Consider the following 17,105-nt stretch of genomic DNA (forward strand, 5'->3'; position numbering starts at 1 on the left):
ACAGAACCGGCCGCCCGTAGGCTGCGCGCCATGGTCGATGCGTTTGTCCGACCGGCGAAGCCGGACGATGCCGTTGCCGTCGCACGGGTCCAGCTCACCACTTGGCGCACCGCGTATGCGCAGGTCGTTCCGGTCGCCGTACTCGACGCGCTGGACGAGGACGAGGTGGCGGCGCAGTGGCGGTCGGCCATCCTCGAGCCGCCGACCCCACGGCACCACGTGCTGGTCGCCTACGAGGGCGACACCACGGTCGGGTTCGCCGCGACCGGCCCGGCCACCGGCGAGGACCTGGTCGGTCCCGGCTACGCCTCCGAAGAAACCCCCACCCCGGCCACCCCCGATAACCCGCCGACCCCGCCCGCCCCCGAAGACCCGGCCGACTGGGACGCCACCACACTCGTCGTCAGCGCGCTACTGGTCGAACCCCGCTGGGGACGACGCGGCCACGGCAGCCGCTTGCTCGCTGCCGTGGCCGATGTCGGTCGGGCCGACGGGTTCACCCGCGCCGTGATCTGGTCACTCGACGCCGATCAGGCCACCCGCTCGTTGCTGGAATCCACCGGCTGGGCCCCCGACGGCGTAGGCCGGGTCCTCGACATGAACGGCGTCGACGTCCCCGAACTCCGCCTGGTCACCGAACTCGACCAGAGCTGAACCAAGGCCCGGGCACCAGGCCCGAGCACGCTCACCCGAACAGGTCGTCGAACAGGGACTTCTTGCGGCGGTGCCCCCGGTGACGCCGGTGGCCGTGATGGCCGTACGCGCCGTAAGACCCGTGGGAGCCGGGCGATCCGTGGCTCGTCGGGTAAGCGGGCTGGCCGTACGCGGGCTGGCCGTAGCCGGGCGCCGCCGGCGGATACCCCGGAGCACCGTGCGACGGGTACTGCGGCGCGGCGCCGTGCGACGGGTACCCCGGCGTCGGCGGAGCCTGATGCGACTGCTGCCCACCGCGACCGTACTTGTCTTCCGCGTCGACGAGCCGCTCGAGCTCACCCCGGTCGAGGAAGATCCCCCGGCACTCACTGCACTGATCGATCGTGACGCCGGCCCGTTCGTACTGTCGCATCGGTGCCTGGCACTTCGGACAGATCATGGTCACCGCAGGAACCTCCTGGTCGGTCTCGCTGGCGTCTGTTCCCCGGTCAACGCCCGAACACTGTGACCGGTTCCCTACCGATTCTGCCCGGTACGCGCATCCCCGGACGTCACTCCACCCGTGCCGTGCAGCGCAATCGCCTTCCGGAGCGCCGAGCGGGCCCGGCGACGGTCACCGGCGTCGTCGTAGGCGAGGCTGAGCCGGAACCAGCGACGCCAGTCCTCCGGGTCGGCCTCCACTTCGGTCCTGCGCTCCTGGAACCGCTCGTCCGCGGCCTCCCGCACCGGGCGGCCGGACGGACGGCGGGGCAGGTCGTCGACCGGCAGACCGCCCTCGGCCGCGAGTTCGTCGGCCAGCCGCTGCGCGTCGCGTCCGAACCGGATCTCGAGCCAGACCAGCCACCCGCCCAGCACCGGCAGCGCGAACATCGCCGCGCCGAGCCCGACCAGCACCAGGTCTCCGGTACGCACCAGGACGATCGCGCGGTCGATCGCCAGCAGCAGGTACACCGCCAGCACCGCGACCAGTACGGCCACGGTCAGTTTGATCCTCACGTGTCGAGGAACGGATCGAGCCCGACCGTCAGCCCCGGCCGGTCGACCACGCCCCGCACCGCGAGCAGCACGCCGGGCATGAACGACGCCCGGTCGAACGAGTCGTGGCGGACGGTCAGCGTCTCCCCCGCCGCGCCGAACAGCACCTCCTGGTGCGCGACCAGCCCGCGGGCCCGGACCGAGTGCACCGGGATCCCGTCGATCGACGCCCCGCGTGCACCGGCGATCTGGTCCGTCGTCGCGTCCGGCACCGGGCCGAGGCCCGCCGCCGCGCGCGCCGCGGCGATCCGCTCCGCGGTCAGCCGAGCCGTTCCGCTCGGCGCGTCGACCTTCTGCGGGTGGTGCATCTCGACGATCTCGACCGACTCGAAGTAGCGGGCCGCGGTCTCCGCGAACCGCATCATCAACACCGCGCCGAGCGCGAAGTTCGGCACCACCGCCACCCCCACCCCCGGGGCGGACGCCAGCAGGCCGCGCAGCGTCTCGAGGCGGTCGGGCGTGAACCCGGTCGTGCCGGTCACCACGTGCAGACCACGCTCGACGCACCACTGGACGTTGTGCATCACGACGTCGGGCCGGGTGAACTCGACCACGACCTGAGCGCCGGCCTCGGCGAGCGCGTCGAGCGGGTCCGAGGATCCGATCGAAGCCACCAGCTCCAGATCGGAGGCGGCGCCGACCGCGCGCACCGTCTCGGCACCCATCCGTCCCTGCGCACCGATCACGCCGACCCGTGTCGCTCCCACGTCTACGCCCGTCCCTCCGGAGAACTGGTGACCCGTCGTGCGGCCCACGCGGGCCCGGTGGAACCGCCGCGCAGGTCGAACCCCTCGAAGTCGCTCTCGGCGAACGGCCCGACGACGCCGAGCGAGAGCGGACCGCGGAACAACTCGGCGGACAGCGCCCGGATGTCGTCCGGGGTGACCGCGTCGATGCGGGCGAGCACGTCGTCGATCGAGAGGATGTCGCCGTAGACCAGTTCGGCCTTGCCGATCCGGCTCATCCGGGAGCCGGTGTCCTCCAGGCCGAGCACGGTCGCGCCGCGCAGCATGCCCTTGCCCCGGCTGACCTCCTCGTCGGTGAGACCGGCCGCGGCCACGCGGTCGAGTTCGATCCGCATCAACTCGAGGACGTCGTGCGCCCGCGCCGGGGTGCACCCGGCGTAGACCGCGAACAGTCCGGCGTCGGCGTACTGGGTGTCGTAGGAGTAGACCGAGTAGGCCAGGCCCCGCTGCTCGCGGATCTCCTGGAACAACCGGCTGCTCATGCCACCGCCGAGAGCCTGGTCGAGGACGCCGAGCGCGAACCGCCGCTCGTCGTGCCGGTCCAGCGCCGGGACACCGAGCACCAGGTGCGCCTGCTCGGTCTCCTTCGCCCGCACGGCCAGCGCCGGCCGCTCGGGACGCACCGCCGGGCCCCGCCGGGGCGCGCTCGGCTCCGCGTCGGGGCCGCCGGCGAACGCCGCCGACACCAGCCGGACGACCTCGTCGTGATCGAGGTTTCCGGCCGCGGACACGACGAGTTGCGGCGGCGTGTAGCGACGCCGGTAGAAGCCGGCCACCTGGTCGCGTTTCATCGCGGTGATCGACTCGGTCGTGCCGATCACCGGCCGCCCGAGCGGGTGGTCTCCGTAGAGGCCGGTCGTGAACAGATCGTGGACGACGTCACCGGGCTCGTCGTCGTGCATCGCGATCTCTTCCAGGATCACCTGCCGCTCGACCTCCAGGTCGGACGACGTCACCTGGGACGACGTGAGCATGTCGCAGACGACGTCCACGGCCAGCGGAAGATCGCGGTCGAGCACCCGCGCGTAATAGCAGGTGTATTCCTTCGCGGTGAACGCGTTGGTGTCGCCGCCCACGGCCTCGATCTCGGCCGAGATGTCCCAGGCACTCCGCCGGCGGGTGCCCTTGAACAGCAGGTGCTCGAGAAAGTGCGAGGCACCGGCCAGCCGGGGCGTCTCGTCCCGGCTGCCGATGCCCACCCAGACGCCGAACGAGACGCTGCGCACTGCCGGCAGCGCCTCGGTCACGACCCGGAGGCCGTTCGGCAGAACGGTACGGCGGACGGTGCCGCCGTACCGTTCTTCGCGGGAGCCAGACGTCACGCAGGCGTCTCAGCCGGTGCGGCCTCGGCGGCCGGAGCAGCCGCGGCGGCCGCCTCGTCCTTCACCGGCACGAGGCTGATCTTGCCGCGGGCGTCGATGTCGGTGATCTCGACCTGGATCTTGTCGCCGACCTTGACGACGTCTTCCACCTTGCCGATCCGCTTCCCGTTGCCGAGCTTCGAGATGTGGACCAGGCCGTCCTTGCCCGGGACCAGCGAGACGAACGCCCCGAACGCGGCGGTCTTGACGACCGTGCCGAGGTAACGCTCGCCGATCTTCGGCATCGTCGGGTTCGCGATCGCGTTGATGCGGTCGACCGCGGCCTGGGCCGACGGACCGTCGGACGCACCGACGTAGATCGTGCCGTCGTCCTCGATCGTGATGTCGGCGCCGGTGTCGTCCTGGATCGAGTTGATCATCTGGCCCTTGGGGCCGATGACCGCGCCGATCTTGTCGACCGGGATCGTCACCGTGGTGACGCGCGGCGCGAACGGGCTCATCTCGTCCGGACCGTCGATCGCCTCGGCCATCACCTCGAGGATGGTCAGCCGGGCGTCCTTGGCCTGGGTGAGCGCGCCCGCGAGCACCTCGGACGGGATGCCGTCGAGCTTGGTGTCGAGCTGCAGCGCGGTGACGAACTCCTTGGTGCCGGCGACCTTGAAGTCCATGTCGCCGTAGGCGTCTTCGGCACCGAGGATGTCGGTCAGCGCGACGTACTCGGTCTTCCCGTCGACCGTGTCGCTGATCAGGCCCATCGCGATGCCCGCGACCGGCGCCTTCAGCGGCACACCGGCGTTGAGCAGCGACATCGTCGAGGCGCAGACCGAGCCCATCGACGTCGAGCCGTTCGAGCCCAGCGCCTCGGAGACCTGCCGGATCGCGTAGGGGAACTCCTCGCGCGAGGGCAGCACCGGCACCAGCGCCCGCTCGGCCAGCGCGCCGTGACCGATCTCGCGGCGCTTCGGCGAGCCCACCCGGCCGGTCTCACCGGTCGAGTACGGCGGGAAGTTGTAGTTGTGCATGTACCGCTTGCGCGTCTCGGGCGCGAGCGTGTCGAGCTGCTGCTCCATCCGGAGCATGTTCAGCGTCGTGACGCCGAGGATCTGCGTCTCGCCGCGCTCGAACAGCGCCGAGCCGTGCACCCGCGGCAGGATCTCGACCTCGGCCGAGAGCGTCCGGATGTCGGTGAGGCCACGACCGTCGATGCGGACCTTGTCACGCAGGACGCGCTGGCGGATCAGCTTCTTGGTGAGCGCCTTGAGCGCGCCGCCGATCTCCTTCTCGCGACCCTCGAACTTCGCGCCGACCCGCTCGACGGCCAGGCTCTTGACCCGGTCGAGCTCGGTCTCGCGCTCCTGCTTCGGGGCGATCCGCAGCGCGGCGTCCAGCTCGGTGCCGACCGCGTCGGAGACGGCCTCGAAGACGTCGTCCTGGTAGTCGAGGAAGACCGGGAACTCGCCGGTCGGCTTCGCGGCCTTGGCGGCCACCTCGGCCTGCGCCTCGACCAGGCTGCGGATGGCCGGCTTGGCGGCCTCCAGACCGGCGGCGACCACGTCTTCGGTGGGCGCCGGAGCGCCGCCCGCGATCAGCGCGACCGTGTCGGCGGTGGCCTCGGCCTCGACCATCATGATCGCGACCTCGCCCGCCTCGGTGACCCGGCCGGCGACGACCATGTCGAAGGTCGCGGTGGCGAGCTCGGTGTGCGTCGGGAACGCGATCCAGTCGCCGCCGACGTACGCCATCCGGGTGGCGCCGATCGGGCCGTTGAACGGCAGGCCGGCGAGCTGGGTGGAGAGCGACGCGGCGTTGATCGCGACAACGTCGTAGAGCGTGTCGGGGTCGAGCGACATGACCGTCACGACGACCTGGACCTCGTTGCGCAGGCCCTTGACGAACGTCGGGCGCAGCGGACGGTCGATCAGACGGCAGGTGAGGATGGCGTCCTCGCTGGGACGGCCCTCGCGCCGGAAGAACGAGCCCGGGATGCGGCCCGCGGCGTACATCCGCTCCTCGACGTCGACCGTGAGCGGGAAGAAGTCGAAGTGCTCCTTCGGGCTCTTGGACGCCGTGGTGGCCGACAGCACGAGCGTGTCACCGAGCTGAGCGGTGACCGAACCGGCGGCCTGGCGGGCGAACCGACCGGTGCTGAACCGGATCTCGCGCGACGGGTGGTTGCCGTTGTCGATGGTCGCGACGACCTCGGTCACGGTGTGTTCTGACATGTAGTTGGATCCTCCTGGTTTGTGTACCAGGCGATACGGAGGACCCGAGCGGCATCATCTGTGCCGGTCTTCGATCGAACCGACTTGTGACCCGAGGTCACAAGTGGGTACTACCGAGGACCGGCCGGCACGCGCGGGAATCCGCGACTCGTCCGGTACTCCTAGTACGAATTCGGGGAGCGACCCCGGTGGGTCGCTCCCCGTGCCGACGTCAGCGGCGCAGGCCGAGGCGCTCGATGAGCGTCCGGTAGCGACCGATTTCGGTCTTGGCCAGGTAGTTCAGCAGCCGGCGGCGACGGCCGACCAGCAGCAGCAGACCACGACGGCTGTGGTGGTCGTGCTTGTGGGCCTTCATGTGCTCGGTCAGGTCGTTGATGCGCCGGGAAAGCAGCGCAACCTGGACCTCCGGGGAGCCGGTGTCGTTCTCCACCGTCGAGTACTCGGCGATGATCTGCTTCTTCACGTCTGCGGCGAGCGCCACTGACTCTCCTGAATCTGTTCGGTGTGGCCCCCGGTCGTTGTCACGGAGGCAGCGTGCACACCGCCGGATACACCCGGCGTCAAGTCCACGCTACCAGCCCGGGTGTTTAACGACGAATCTGCCCGCGGCCGCGTCGCGCCGGCACGCGCCCCGCAAACCGTGGCTAGCCACCCAGCAGGAGGTCTCGCACCCGGGCGACGTCGGCGTCCATCTGGGTGATCAGCGCGTCGACGGACGAGAACGCGATCGTCGGACGGAGGTTGACCGCGAAGTCGACCGCCACCGCCTCGTCGTAGATGTCTTCGTCGAAGTCGAGGATGAACGCCTCGACCCGGCGGGCGCGCTCACCGGCGAACGTCGGATTCGTGCCGATGCTGATCGCCGCGGGCAGCGGTGTCTCGGCGTCGCCGGCCTTGCGGGCCGGGTCACGGATCAGCCAACCGGCGTACACGCCGTCGGCCGGCACCGAGGTGAAGGCCGGCGACGAGAGGTTCGCGGTCGGGAAGCCGAGCTCACGTCCGCGCTGGTCACCACGGACCACGACGCCCTCGACGCGGTGCGGGCGGCCGAGCGCGGCGGCGGCCCGGTCGACATCGCCGACCTCCACCTCGGCCCGGATCCGGCTGCTCGAGACGACACCCTCGGCGTCGGTGAGCAGCGGCACCGCGCGCACGGTGAAGCCGAACTCGGCCCCGAGCGCCCGGAGCAGGTCGATGTCGCCCTCGGCACGGTGCCCGAACCGGAAGCCCTCTCCGACGACGACCGCCGCCGCCCGCAGGTGCTCGACGATCACCGTGCGGACGAACTGCTCCGGAGCCAGCCCGGCCAGCTCGGGGGTGAACGGCAGCGTGCACAGCCCGTCGACGACCAGACCGTCGGCGGCCAGGCCCTCGATCAGCACCGCGCGGTGGTCGAGCGTGGTCAGCCGGTCGGGCGCCTTCTCCGGATGGAGCACGGCCTCCGGGTGCGGATCGAACGTCACCACCACGACCGGCGGAGCCGCAGGCGGCTCACCGCCGGACGGCCGGGGCACCGGTAGGAGTGCCGCCGCCTCACGAACCGTCGCCTCGATCAGGGCCCGATGACCTCGGTGGACGCCGTCGAAGACGCCGATCGTCACAACGGTCCGGTTCCAGTCCGGCGCGCTTTCCGCCAGCCCGCGCCACCGCAGCACGCCCGCCTGCCTTCCCTCGACCGGATATCGAGTGCCAGCCTAGTTCGTCGGTAGGAACGGCCTGCGCTCACCCGGACGGGCGGAGCACCACCTCGGACCGGGCCGCGCCGTCCTGCTCGCGGACCAGCGCGATCACCTTGCCGTCCGGTCCGAACACGCCGTAAACGCCGGTCACGCCGGTTGCCGGGAGCCGTCCGCCGTGGCCCAGCACGGTCGCCGCGGCCTCGTCGACGTCCCGGCGCGGGAACGCGGTGGCCACCGCCGCGTCCAGATCGAGTGTGACCGGATCCTCTTCTTCGGCGAGTTGCTCGAGCGTCCGGGCCGCGGAGATCGGGAACGGGCCGACGCGGGTGCGGCGGAGCGCGGTCAGGTGCCCGCCGGTGCCCAGGGCCCGGCCGAGGTCGCGCGCGAGCGCCCGGACGTAGGTACCGGACGAGCACTCGACGATCACGTCGAGGTCGAGCAGGTCGGGTTCGGGGCGCCGGTCGGCCAGCAGGTCGAAGCGCGAGACGGTCACCTGGCGGGCGGCCAGCTCGACCTCCTCGCCGGAACGCACCCGGTCGTAGGCCCGGCGTCCGGCGACCTTGACCGCCGAGACCGCGGACGGCACCTGGTCGAGCGTCCCGGTCAGGTCTTTCAGGCCGGCCCGGACGTCGTCGGGATGAACGCCGGAAGCGGAAGCGCCGTCCAGACGGGCGCCTTCGGCGTCGTCGGTCACCGTGGCGTACCCGAGGCGGATCGTGGCGACGTACGTCTTCTCGGTCAGCGTGAGATGGCCGAGCAGCTTCGTCGCGCGTTCGACGCCGAGCACGAGGACGCCGGTCGCCATCGGGTCGAGCGTCCCGGCGTGCCCGATCTTGCGGGTGCGGAAGATCCGCCGCGCGCGGGCGACGACGTCGTGCGAGGTCAGGCCGGACGGCTTGTCGACGACGACCAGCCCGCTGGTCACCGCGTTCAGCGGGTCACCGGGACCGGGTCGGGAGCCAGCGCCGCCACCACCTGGGCGACGACCCCCTCCAGCGGACCGTGGCCGGTGAAACCGGCGGAGATCCGGTGCCCTCCCCCGCCGAGCCGCACGCACAGCGCGCCGACGTCGATCGGACCCCGCGACCGCAGCGAAACCGACCACTGATCCGGGCCGATCTGCTTCGCGACCAGCGCGATCGTGCTCTCTTCGGCGCCGCGGAGCATGTCGACGACGCCCTCGACCCACTCCATCCCGAGACCGTGCCGGGCCAAGTCGTCCTGAGTCACGTACGTCCAGCTCAGGCCACCGCCACCGGCCGCGGCCGGGTCCAGCGTCACCCGGGCGAGGACGTCGGCCAGCAAGTGCAGCGAGCGCATCGGGCGGGCGTCGTAGAGCCGGCGGCTGATCTCGTCGGGTTTGATCCCGGTCGCCAGCAGCCGGGCCGCGAGCTCGTGCGTGGAGGGCGTCGTGGCCGCGCCGCGGAACGACGCCGTGTCGGTGGAAAGCCCGACGTAGAGGCACTCGGCGATCTCGGCGTCGACCGTGACACCGAGCCGCCGCAGCAGGTCGTCGACGACGACGGCGGTCGCCGCGGCCTTCGGATCGATCAGGTTGCGGGTGCCGAACCCGGCGTTGGTGACGTGGTGGTCGACGACGATCACCTCACCGGCCGACGCGACCAGCGGAGCCAGGTCGCCGAGGCGGTCGACGCTACCGGTGTCGAACGTGACGAACAGGTCGGGCCGGGCATTGACCTCCTCCGGCGGCACCAGCAGTTCGCGACCGGCGATCGCGGTCAGCGACTGGGCCAGCCGGAACGGGTTGCTGAACGAGGCCTGCACCGGGATACCGAGCTGACGCAAGCCCAGACCGGTCGCCAGCATGCTGCCCAGCGCGTCCCCGTCGGGGTTGATGTGGCAGGCCAGCACGATGCCGCCCTCGCCGTCGCCGTACTTGCGGAACAGCGACAGAGCGTCGGACCAGGCCTGCTCGGAGATCGCGGGTTCGCCGGGGCCGCCCGCCGGCGCTGCCGTCGGAGCGGACCCTTCCGCCGGACTACGGCTTCCGTGCACGTCCGGACCGTACACCGGGCGGACGTCGGATGCTTCTCGCTGACGATGAGCGGACGGGAGTACCGACTGAGTCACCGGTTGCTCTCCGCCGACGGGGTCTCGGCCGGAGCGTCCTCCGGCTCCTCCTCGTCCTCGTGCCGGTACGGGTCGGCCTCGCCCGCGTACGACGCCCCGGCGGCCTTCCGCTGGACCTCGGCGTCCGCGCGCTTGGCCACCTCGAGCAGCTCGTCGATGTGCTTGGCGGTGTCGGGAACCACGTCCAGGCTGAACGCGAGCGTCGGCGTGAACCGGACGCCGGTCTGCCTGCCGACCGCGCTGCGCAGCACACCGCGTGCGCTCTCCAGCGCTTCGGCGGTGGCGGCCCGCTCGGTCTCGTCGCCGTAGACGGTGTAGTAGACGGTCGCGTCGTGCAGGTCGGCGGTGACCTTCGCGTCGGTCACCGTCACCATGCCCAGCCGGGGGTCCTTCACCTGGGTCCGGAGCGTCTCCGCGACGATCTCGCGGATCCGGACGGCGAGCTTCCTCGCCCGTGCTGCGTCAACCATGGTTTCTCACTCCTCACCGGGCGCAGCGGCCCGGCCAGTACGCAGGGGGTGGTGTCTCAGTCGTCGTCGCCGTGCAGGCGACGCCGGACCGACAGCAGTTCCAACTCGGGACGCCCGGCGACGAGCCGCTCGCACGCGTCCAGTACCTCACCGACGTGGTGCGGGTCGCCGGCGACCGCGGCGACGCCGATAGCCGCCCGGCCGTGCAGGTCTTGCAGACCGACCTCGGCCGCGGACACCTCGAGCCGCCGGAGCGCGGCGACCACGGGGCGGACGTACCCCCGCTTGGCCTTCAGGTTGCGGCTGTCTGCGGGCAGCACGACGTCGAACTCCAACGTGCCGGTGAACAAGCTTCCTCCCGATAGCAGGCGGGGGGGGGGGGGGGGCGGCCCCCGCCCCCCCCCCCCCCGCCTGCCTCAACTCACGACCGGGGCTTCTCCCGCATCTCGAAGGTCTCGATGACGTCGTCGATCTTGATGTCGTTGTACGACCCGAGACCGATACCGGCCTCGTAGCCCTCGCGGACCTCGGTGGCGTCGTCCTTGAACCTCTTGAGCGAGTGGATCTGGAGGTTGTCGGCCACCACGGCTCCGTCCCGGATGACCCGGGCCTTGGAGTTACGGCGGATCTCACCGCTGCGCACGAGCACACCGGCGATGTTGCCGAACTTGCTGGACCGGAAGATCTCGCGGATCTCGGCGGTACCCAGCTGAACCTCTTCGAACTCCGGCTTGAGCATGCCCTTGAGGGCATTCTCGATGTCTTCGATCGCCGCGTAGATGACCGAGTAGTACCGGATGTCGACGCCTTCGCGGTCGGCCAGCTCGCTCGCCTTGCCCTGGGGCCGGACGTTGAAGCCGATGATGACCGCGTCGGAGGCCGACGCCAGCATGACGTTGGTCTCGGTGATCGCACCGACACCGCGGTCGATGATCCGCAGCGAGACCTCGTCGGCGATGTCGAGCTTGGCCAGCGCGTCTTCGAGAGCCTCGACCGCACCGGAACCGTCGCCCTTGAGGATGAGGTTGAGCTGGGTCTTCTCGCCCTCCTTCATCCGCTCCAGCAGCGTCTCCAGCGTCGGACGCCCACGGGTCGCCGCCAGCTGGGCATTGCGCTCGCGCGCCTGCCGCTGTTCGGCGATCTGCCGGGCCACCCGGTCTTCCGCCACCTCCAGGAAGGTGTCGCCGGCGCCGGGCACGGCGGTGAAGCCGAGCACCTGCACCGCACTGGACGGACCCGCCTCGGCGACCTGCGAACCGCTGTCGTCGAGCATCGCCCGGACGCGGCCGTGGGCCTCACCGGCGACGATCGAGTCGCCGACGCGGAGCGTGCCCCGCTGGACCAGGACGGTCGCGATCGGGCCGCGGCCACGGTCGAGGTGACCCTCGATCGCGACACCCTGGGCCGGCACGTCGACCGGCGCCCGGAGGTCCAGCGACGCGTCCGCGGTGAGGCAGACCGCCTCGAGCAGACCGTCGATGTTGATCCGGGACTTCGCCGAGATGTCGACGAACATCGTGTCGCCGCCGTACTCCTCGGCGACCAGCCCGTATTCGGTGAGCTGCTGCCGCACCTTCGCCGGGTTGGCGCCTTCCTTGTCGATCTTGTTCACCGCGACCACGATCGGCACCTCGGCCGCCTGGGCGTGGTTGAGCGCCTCGATCGTCTGCGGCTTCACGCCGTCGTCGGCCGCGACCACGAGGATCGCGATGTCCGTCGACTTCGCACCACGAGCACGCATGGCGGTGAACGCCTCGTGACCCGGGGTGTCGATGAACGTGATCGACCGGTCTTCGCCGTTGACGTGCGCGTCGACCTGGTAGGCACCGATGTGCTGCGTGATGCCGCCGGCTTCGCCCTCGGCCACCTTCGTGTGCCGGATGGCGTCCAGCAGCTTCGTCTTACCGTGGTCGACGTGGCCCATGACCGTGACCACCGGCGGCCGCGTGACCAGCCGCTCGTCGTCGTACTCCTGGTCGAGGTCGATGTCGAACCGGGCCAGCAGCGCACGGTCCTCGTCCTCGGGGCTGACGATCTGCACGTCGTATCCGAGGTGGACACCGAGCAGCTGCAGCGTCTCGTCGGTGCACGACTGGGTCGCGGTCACCATCTCGCCGAGACCGAACGCCTCCTGGACCAGCGAACCGGGGTTCGCGTTGATCCGGTCGGCGAAGTCGGAGAGCGACGCGCCCCGCGGGAGCCGGATGACCTCGCCGCTGCCGCGCGGGGCACCGGAGCCCATCGTCGGCGCGGAGAGGTTGTCGAACTCCTGACGCCTCTGCTTCTTCGACTTCCGTCCACGAACGGGACCGCGTCCACCGGGACGGCCGAACGCACCCGCGGCACCGCCGCGACCACGACCGCCACCACCGGGACGGCCACCGCCGCCACCGCCACCGGGACGGAAACCGCCACCGGGTGCACCGGTACCGGTGCCACCGCCACCGCCACCGCCGCCGGGACGGAAACCGCCGCCACCGCCGCCGGGACGACCAGCGCCGCCACCGCCACCGCCGGGACCGCCGCGGAATCCACCGCCGCCGCCACCGCCGGGACGACCGGCGCCGCCACCACCGGGACCACCCGGACGTCCACCAGGACCGCCGGGACCACCACGGCCGGGGCCGGACGGACGACCGGGCATCATGCCCGGGTTCGGCCGCGGCGGCATCATGCCGGGGTTCGGACGCGGGCCACCGGGCCCACCGCCGGACGAGCCACCCGGACGCGGGCCACCGGGGCCGCGGTCGGAACGCTCGGGACGGGGACCACCGGGGCCGGGACGCGGGCCACCAGGACCCGGACGCCCGCCACCGGGACGGTCGCCACCCTGCTGCGGGCTGGGCCGCGGACCGGGACGCGGGCCGCCGGCGCCGGGACGCGGGCCGGACTGACCCGGGCCGGCCGGAGCCTGACCACCCGGGCCCGCCGCCGCAGCCGGCCGGGGGCCGGGACGCGGGGACGGCTGGGTGGGCGTGCCGGGGCCGACGCCGAACGGGTTGTTGCCCGGACGCGGCGCGGACCGCTGCTGACCGGCACCACCCGGACGGGGGCCGCCGGGAGCCGGACGCTGCGACGGCTGAACCGGGCTCGGCTGCTGCGTCGGTGCGGGTGCCGGAGCTTCAGCGGCGGCCGGAGCCGCCGGAGCCGGACGCGGACCGGGCCGGGGGCCCGGGGTGGGCCGTCCGGTGGCCGCCGCCGCACGCGCGGCCGCGGCCTGCGCCTGCTGCTGCGCCTGGAGCTCGGCCGCACGGGCCTGCTCGGCCTTGACTTCGATGTCCTGGGCGCTGGCCGTGCCCTGCGGGCGGGCCATCGACGCCGGGGACGGAACGGTTCGGGGCGGCCGGGGTCCACTCGGGGGACCCGGCTTGCGTCCTCCGCCATTACTACCGCCGGAGGACGGCGACGTGTACGCCTCTCGCAACCGACGCGCCACCGGCGCCTCGATCGTGGACGACGCGGACTTCACGAACTCCCCGAGCTCTTTGAGCTTGTTCAGCACATCTTTGCTGGGGATGCCCAGTTCCTTGGCGAGTTCGTGTACGCGGGCCTTGCCTGCCACTGCTCTCCTCTTCCGAGGCCGGGCGGCACAACCCGCTCGACCTTCTAGTTACTCACGAAGCTTGCTCATCGCAGAGACTTCATCGCACGCTCATACCGGGAGACCTACTTTTCGTCCGTGGGTCCGAGCGGGTTGCTCAGCCCTTCGGTTCTTGCCACATACTCGCGGACCGCCTCGGCGTCGAGGACGCCGGGGACCCGAAGTGCACGCCCGAAGGCGCGACGCTTCTCCGCAAGTACGAAACACGCTGGGTCGGGATGCAGCCAAGCGCCCCTTCCCGGCAGCCGACGCGCCGGATCGGGGACGGTGACGCGGGTATCCCCACGCTCGACCGCGACGACGCGCAACAGCTCGGTGGCTGCCGCTCGCTGTCGACATCCCACGCAGGTCCGCGTTGGGAAGCGGTCATGCGGGGATGGCGCCGGGCTAGTGCGGCGAACCACAGGCCAGTCTACCCCGCGCTGCCGGGGACCGAAGCGTCCGGTTCCCCCACGCTTGACTCAGTGGCCTCGTCGGGCCCACTGGTCACTGCCGGTGACGAACCTTCGGCGTCGCTGTGGATGTCGATCCGCCATCCGGTGAGCCGGGCGGCGAGGCGGGCGTTCTGCCCTTCCTTGCCGATCGCGAGCGAGAGCTGGAAGTCGGGCACGGTGACCCGCGCCGATCTGTTCTCCAGATCGACGACGTCGACGGCCTTCACCTGCGCCGGCGAGAGGGCGTTGCCCACGAACCGGGCCGGGTCGTCGGCCCAGTCGACGATGTCGATCTTCTCGCCGTGCAGCTCGCTCATCACGGCCCGGACGCGGGCCCCGAGCGGCCCGATGCAGGCGCCCTTCGGGTTGACGCCGGGAACCGTGGCGCGCACCGCGATCTTCGAGCGGTGCCCGGCCTCGCGCGCCACCGCGGCGATCTCGACCGTGCCGTCGGCGATCTCCGGCACCTCCAGCGCGAACAGCTTCCGCACCAGGTTCGGGTGCGTGCGCGAGAGCGTCACCTGCGGGCCGCGCATGCCCTTCGCCACGTGGACGACGAGCGCCTTGATCCGGGCGCCGTGCTGGTAGCTCTCACCCGGCACCTGCTCGGCCGGGGGCAGCGTCGCCTCGATCTTGCCCAGGCTGACCGAGACGATGCCCCGCTCGGAGCGGGACTCGTGCGCCTGGATGACACCGGCCACGACCTCGCCTTCGCGGCTGGCGAACTCGCCGAACGTCATCTCGTCCTGGGCGTCGCGCAGCCGCTGCAAGATCACCTGCTTGGCGGTCATCGTCGCGATCCGGCCGAAGTCGTCCGGGGTGTCGTCGAACTCGCGCAGGACCGTGCCGTCCTCGTCGCGCTCGGCCGCCCACACGGTGGCCGCCCCGGTCTTCCGGTTCACCTCGACGCGGGCGTCGGGGTGCGCGTGACCGGTGTGCTTGTACGCGGTCAGGAGCGCGGTCTCGATCGCTTCGATGATCGTGTCGAAGGAGATCTCACGCTCCCGCTCGACCGCGCGCAGGGCTGCGATATCGATGTTCACTGGTCTCCTCCTTCTTGCTCGTCGGTGTCTTTCGTGGTGGGCCGGGCGAACTCCACCTGCACCTTGCCCGGGCCGACCTCGGCGAACGTCGCCGTCTGCTCGCCCTTGTCGTCGGTGAAGTGCACACCTGCGTCGTCGACCGCGGTGATGCGGGCGGTCAGGCTGCGCCCGCCGATGTTCACCTTCACCAGGCGGCCGACGTTGCGCCGCCAGTGCCGCGGCTCGGTCAGCGGCCGGTCGACACCGGGGGAAGTCACCTCGAGCGTGTACGGGCCGGCCCCGAAAGCGTCGTCGGTCGCGTCGAGGGCGGCGGAGACGGCGCGGGAGACCTCGGCGATGTCGTCCAGCGTGACGCCGCCGTCCGCGTCCACCACCACCCGTACCACCATCCGACGGCCGGCCTGGTTGACCGAGACTTCCTCGAGGTCGTAACCGGCCGCGTTGACCACGGGTTCGACCAACGCGACGATCCGGGAGCGCATCGCCTGCGGTGCTGGCATCCGACACCTCCGAACGGTGGTCACTGTGCAGTTGTTGGCACGCGGCAAGTTCGCGCCGACTGACTCGCCACAGCCTAACGGTTCGCCACGAACGGCCCTCCATCCGGCACGCGCCGGGCGGACTGGGAAACTGTCGGGCGTGCCCCACGTCGCGCGCCACCTCCGCCCCGGGTCCCCGTCGGTACGGGCCGTCCCGGTCTCGAGACGCAGCGTGCTGCTCGGAGGGCTGCTGGCGACCGGCGCGCTGGCCGGATGCGACATCGTCGACCCCGGTCCGGCCGTGCCGGCGATCGCGGCCGACCCGCTGGAGGCGCTGGTGACGCAGAAGCAGACGCTGCTCGACCTCTACCAGGCGACGCTGACCGCCCACGCGGACCTGGCCGACCGCCTCGGCCCGCTCCGCGACGCCCACCGCGCCCATCGCGACGCGCTGCTCGAACTGCTGGACGCCCGGCGCCGCGGTGCGCTGGCACGGGCCACCCCGCCGGTGCCGGGCCCGAGCGCGCCCGCGTCCGCACCCGCGGTCAGCCCGGACCCGGACGCCGCGCTGGTCGCCCTGCGCAAGGCCGAGAAGACCGCGACCGCCCGCTCGCGCATGGCCTGCCTGGCCGCGGCCCCGGGCACCGGGGACGCGGCCGGCCCGGCCGAGCGGGTGACCGTGCTCGGCTGCATCAGCGCCGCGGAGGCGTCCCACGCGGTGGCGCTCGCGTGAGCGGCACGAGCGACCGGCTGCAGATCGCGCTCGCGGCCGAGAACGCCGCGATCTACGCCTACGGGGTCATCGGGGCGCAGCTCGACGACGACGAACTCGTCCGCGCCCGCGACGCCGACCTCGCCCACCGGCGGCAGCGGGACGCCACCGCCGACCTGATCACGGCCGAGGAGGCGACGCCGTCACCGGCTGCGCCCGCCTACACGCTGCCGAAGCCGGTGACCGACCGCGCCGGTGCGCTGGCCCTGGCCGTCGAGATCGAGACGCGCAGCGCCGCGGTCTGGCGCTCGACGCTCGGCGCGCTGACCGGCGACGCCCGCACCGTGGCCCTGGACGCCCTGACCGACGCCGCCGTCCGCGGCGCCCAGTGGCGCGCGCTCGCCAGCCCCGGCAAGCCCCCCACCCTCCCCTGGCCTGGCTCTTAGTGGGCGGCCCGCTGAGAGCGACGGATGACAGGCGAGCGCGCCTCCTTGAGACGGGAATCCTGATGTCTCGGCGTCGGCGCGCTCGACTGTCACCGACGCTCTCAGCGGGCTCCAGGTCAGAACACCGAGCGGACGCCACCCCCGCTCTCAGCGGGCTCCAGGTCAGTCACC

The 17,105-nt window shown here is 71.9% G+C and carries 18 protein-coding genes; 3 read left to right on the top strand and 15 right to left on the bottom strand.

What is annotated here, in order from left to right:
* Window positions 1-30: 30 nt before the first annotated feature.
* On the top strand, window positions 31-654 hold the full coding sequence (locus ACIBZJ_RS24820) for a GNAT family N-acetyltransferase (RefSeq protein ID WP_395933438.1): 624 nt from the start codon (window positions 31-33) through the stop codon (window positions 652-654).
* Window positions 655-685: 31 nt separating this feature from the next.
* On the opposite strand, the gene ACIBZJ_RS24825 is transcribed toward ACIBZJ_RS24820, so the two are convergent.
* The 15 genes from ACIBZJ_RS24825 to rimP form a co-directional block, all read right to left on the bottom strand.
* Window positions 686-1,093: a zf-TFIIB domain-containing protein gene (locus ACIBZJ_RS24825; protein ID WP_395934085.1), complete on the bottom strand. Its 408-nt coding sequence runs from the start codon at window positions 1,091-1,093 to the stop codon at window positions 686-688.
* A gap of 77 nt (window positions 1,094-1,170) precedes the next feature.
* Complete coding sequence (locus tag ACIBZJ_RS24830) at window positions 1,171-1,650, bottom strand: hypothetical protein (RefSeq protein WP_395933440.1); 480 nt, start codon at window positions 1,648-1,650, stop codon at window positions 1,171-1,173.
* Window positions 1,647-2,396: a 4-hydroxy-tetrahydrodipicolinate reductase gene (dapB, locus tag ACIBZJ_RS24835; RefSeq protein ID WP_395933442.1), complete on the bottom strand. Its 750-nt coding sequence runs from the start codon at window positions 2,394-2,396 to the stop codon at window positions 1,647-1,649. Before dapB ends, ACIBZJ_RS24830 begins: the two co-directional genes overlap by 4 nt.
* A 2-nt stretch (window positions 2,397-2,398) precedes the next feature.
* Window positions 2,399-3,757 (bottom strand): M16 family metallopeptidase, encoded by a 1,359-nt coding sequence (locus ACIBZJ_RS24840; RefSeq protein ID WP_395933444.1) that lies wholly within the window; start codon window positions 3,755-3,757, stop codon window positions 2,399-2,401.
* Window positions 3,754-5,979: a polyribonucleotide nucleotidyltransferase gene (locus ACIBZJ_RS24845; protein WP_395933446.1), complete on the bottom strand. Its 2,226-nt coding sequence runs from the start codon at window positions 5,977-5,979 to the stop codon at window positions 3,754-3,756. Before ACIBZJ_RS24845 ends, ACIBZJ_RS24840 begins: the two co-directional genes overlap by 4 nt.
* 211 nt (window positions 5,980-6,190) lie before the next feature.
* Window positions 6,191-6,460: a 30S ribosomal protein S15 gene (gene rpsO, locus ACIBZJ_RS24850; RefSeq protein ID WP_395933448.1), complete on the bottom strand. Its 270-nt coding sequence runs from the start codon at window positions 6,458-6,460 to the stop codon at window positions 6,191-6,193.
* A gap of 163 nt (window positions 6,461-6,623) precedes the next feature.
* Window positions 6,624-7,634, bottom strand: a complete 1,011-nt coding sequence (locus ACIBZJ_RS24855; RefSeq protein ID WP_395933450.1) for a bifunctional riboflavin kinase/FAD synthetase — start codon at window positions 7,632-7,634, stop codon at window positions 6,624-6,626.
* Window positions 7,635-7,701: 67 nt separating this feature from the next.
* The gene (gene truB, locus ACIBZJ_RS24860) at window positions 7,702-8,592 is read right to left on the bottom strand and encodes a tRNA pseudouridine(55) synthase TruB (protein WP_395934087.1); all 891 of its coding nucleotides are present in this window, start codon (window positions 8,590-8,592) and stop codon (window positions 7,702-7,704) included.
* Window positions 8,589-9,674, bottom strand: a complete 1,086-nt coding sequence (locus ACIBZJ_RS24865) for a bifunctional oligoribonuclease/PAP phosphatase NrnA (RefSeq protein WP_395933452.1) — start codon at window positions 9,672-9,674, stop codon at window positions 8,589-8,591. Before ACIBZJ_RS24865 ends, truB begins: the two co-directional genes overlap by 4 nt.
* Before the next feature lie 71 nt (window positions 9,675-9,745).
* On the bottom strand, window positions 9,746-10,219 hold the full coding sequence (gene rbfA, locus ACIBZJ_RS24870) for a 30S ribosome-binding factor RbfA (protein WP_395933454.1): 474 nt from the start codon (window positions 10,217-10,219) through the stop codon (window positions 9,746-9,748).
* A gap of 56 nt (window positions 10,220-10,275) precedes the next feature.
* Entirely contained in the window at window positions 10,276-10,569 is a 294-nt protein-coding gene (locus tag ACIBZJ_RS24875) for a DUF503 domain-containing protein (RefSeq protein WP_395933456.1), read from the bottom strand.
* A 71-nt stretch (window positions 10,570-10,640) separates the two neighbouring features.
* Window positions 10,641-13,742, bottom strand: coding sequence for a translation initiation factor IF-2 (infB, locus tag ACIBZJ_RS24880; RefSeq protein ID WP_395934091.1), 3,102 nt, complete (start codon window positions 13,740-13,742; stop codon window positions 10,641-10,643).
* A gap of 143 nt (window positions 13,743-13,885) precedes the next feature.
* Window positions 13,886-14,224, bottom strand: a complete 339-nt coding sequence (locus ACIBZJ_RS24885) for a YlxR family protein (RefSeq protein WP_395933458.1) — start codon at window positions 14,222-14,224, stop codon at window positions 13,886-13,888.
* 8 nt (window positions 14,225-14,232) lie between these two features.
* Window positions 14,233-15,297 carry a transcription termination factor NusA gene (gene nusA, locus ACIBZJ_RS24890; RefSeq protein WP_395933460.1) on the bottom strand — a complete coding sequence of 355 codons (1,065 nt, stop codon included), beginning with the start codon at window positions 15,295-15,297 and terminating at the stop codon, window positions 14,233-14,235.
* The gene (gene rimP, locus ACIBZJ_RS24895; RefSeq protein WP_395933462.1) at window positions 15,294-15,797 is read right to left on the bottom strand and encodes a ribosome maturation factor RimP; all 504 of its coding nucleotides are present in this window, start codon (window positions 15,795-15,797) and stop codon (window positions 15,294-15,296) included. Before rimP ends, nusA begins: the two co-directional genes overlap by 4 nt.
* A gap of 139 nt (window positions 15,798-15,936) precedes the next feature.
* On the opposite strand from rimP, the gene ACIBZJ_RS24900 reads away from it, so the two are divergent.
* Window positions 15,937-16,509: a hypothetical protein gene (locus ACIBZJ_RS24900; RefSeq protein ID WP_395933464.1), complete on the top strand. Its 573-nt coding sequence runs from the start codon at window positions 15,937-15,939 to the stop codon at window positions 16,507-16,509.
* Window positions 16,506-16,934, top strand: a complete 429-nt coding sequence (locus ACIBZJ_RS24905) for a ferritin-like domain-containing protein (RefSeq protein WP_395933466.1) — start codon at window positions 16,506-16,508, stop codon at window positions 16,932-16,934. Before ACIBZJ_RS24900 ends, ACIBZJ_RS24905 begins: the two co-directional genes overlap by 4 nt.
* Window positions 16,935-17,105 lie beyond the last annotated feature (171 nt).

This window comes from Cryptosporangium sp. NPDC051539 (assembly GCF_044454545.1).
Taxonomy (GTDB): domain Bacteria; phylum Actinomycetota; class Actinomycetes; order Mycobacteriales; family Cryptosporangiaceae; genus Cryptosporangium.

Excerpts from the sequence above, each read along its gene's own strand:
- rbfA (WP_395933454.1), bottom strand. The coding sequence starts at position 10,219 with ATGGTTGACGCAGCACGGGCGAGGAAGCTCGCCGTCCGGATCCGCGAG.
- ACIBZJ_RS24820 (WP_395933438.1), top strand. The coding sequence starts at position 31 with ATGGTCGATGCGTTTGTCCGACCGGCGAAGCCGGACGATGCCGTTGCC.
- rimP (WP_395933462.1), bottom strand. The coding sequence starts at position 15,797 with ATGCCAGCACCGCAGGCGATGCGCTCCCGGATCGTCGCGTTGGTCGAA.
- ACIBZJ_RS24825 (WP_395934085.1), bottom strand. The coding sequence starts at position 1,093 with ATGATCTGTCCGAAGTGCCAGGCACCGATGCGACAGTACGAACGGGCC.
- ACIBZJ_RS24845 (WP_395933446.1), bottom strand. The coding sequence starts at position 5,979 with ATGTCAGAACACACCGTGACCGAGGTCGTCGCGACCATCGACAACGGC.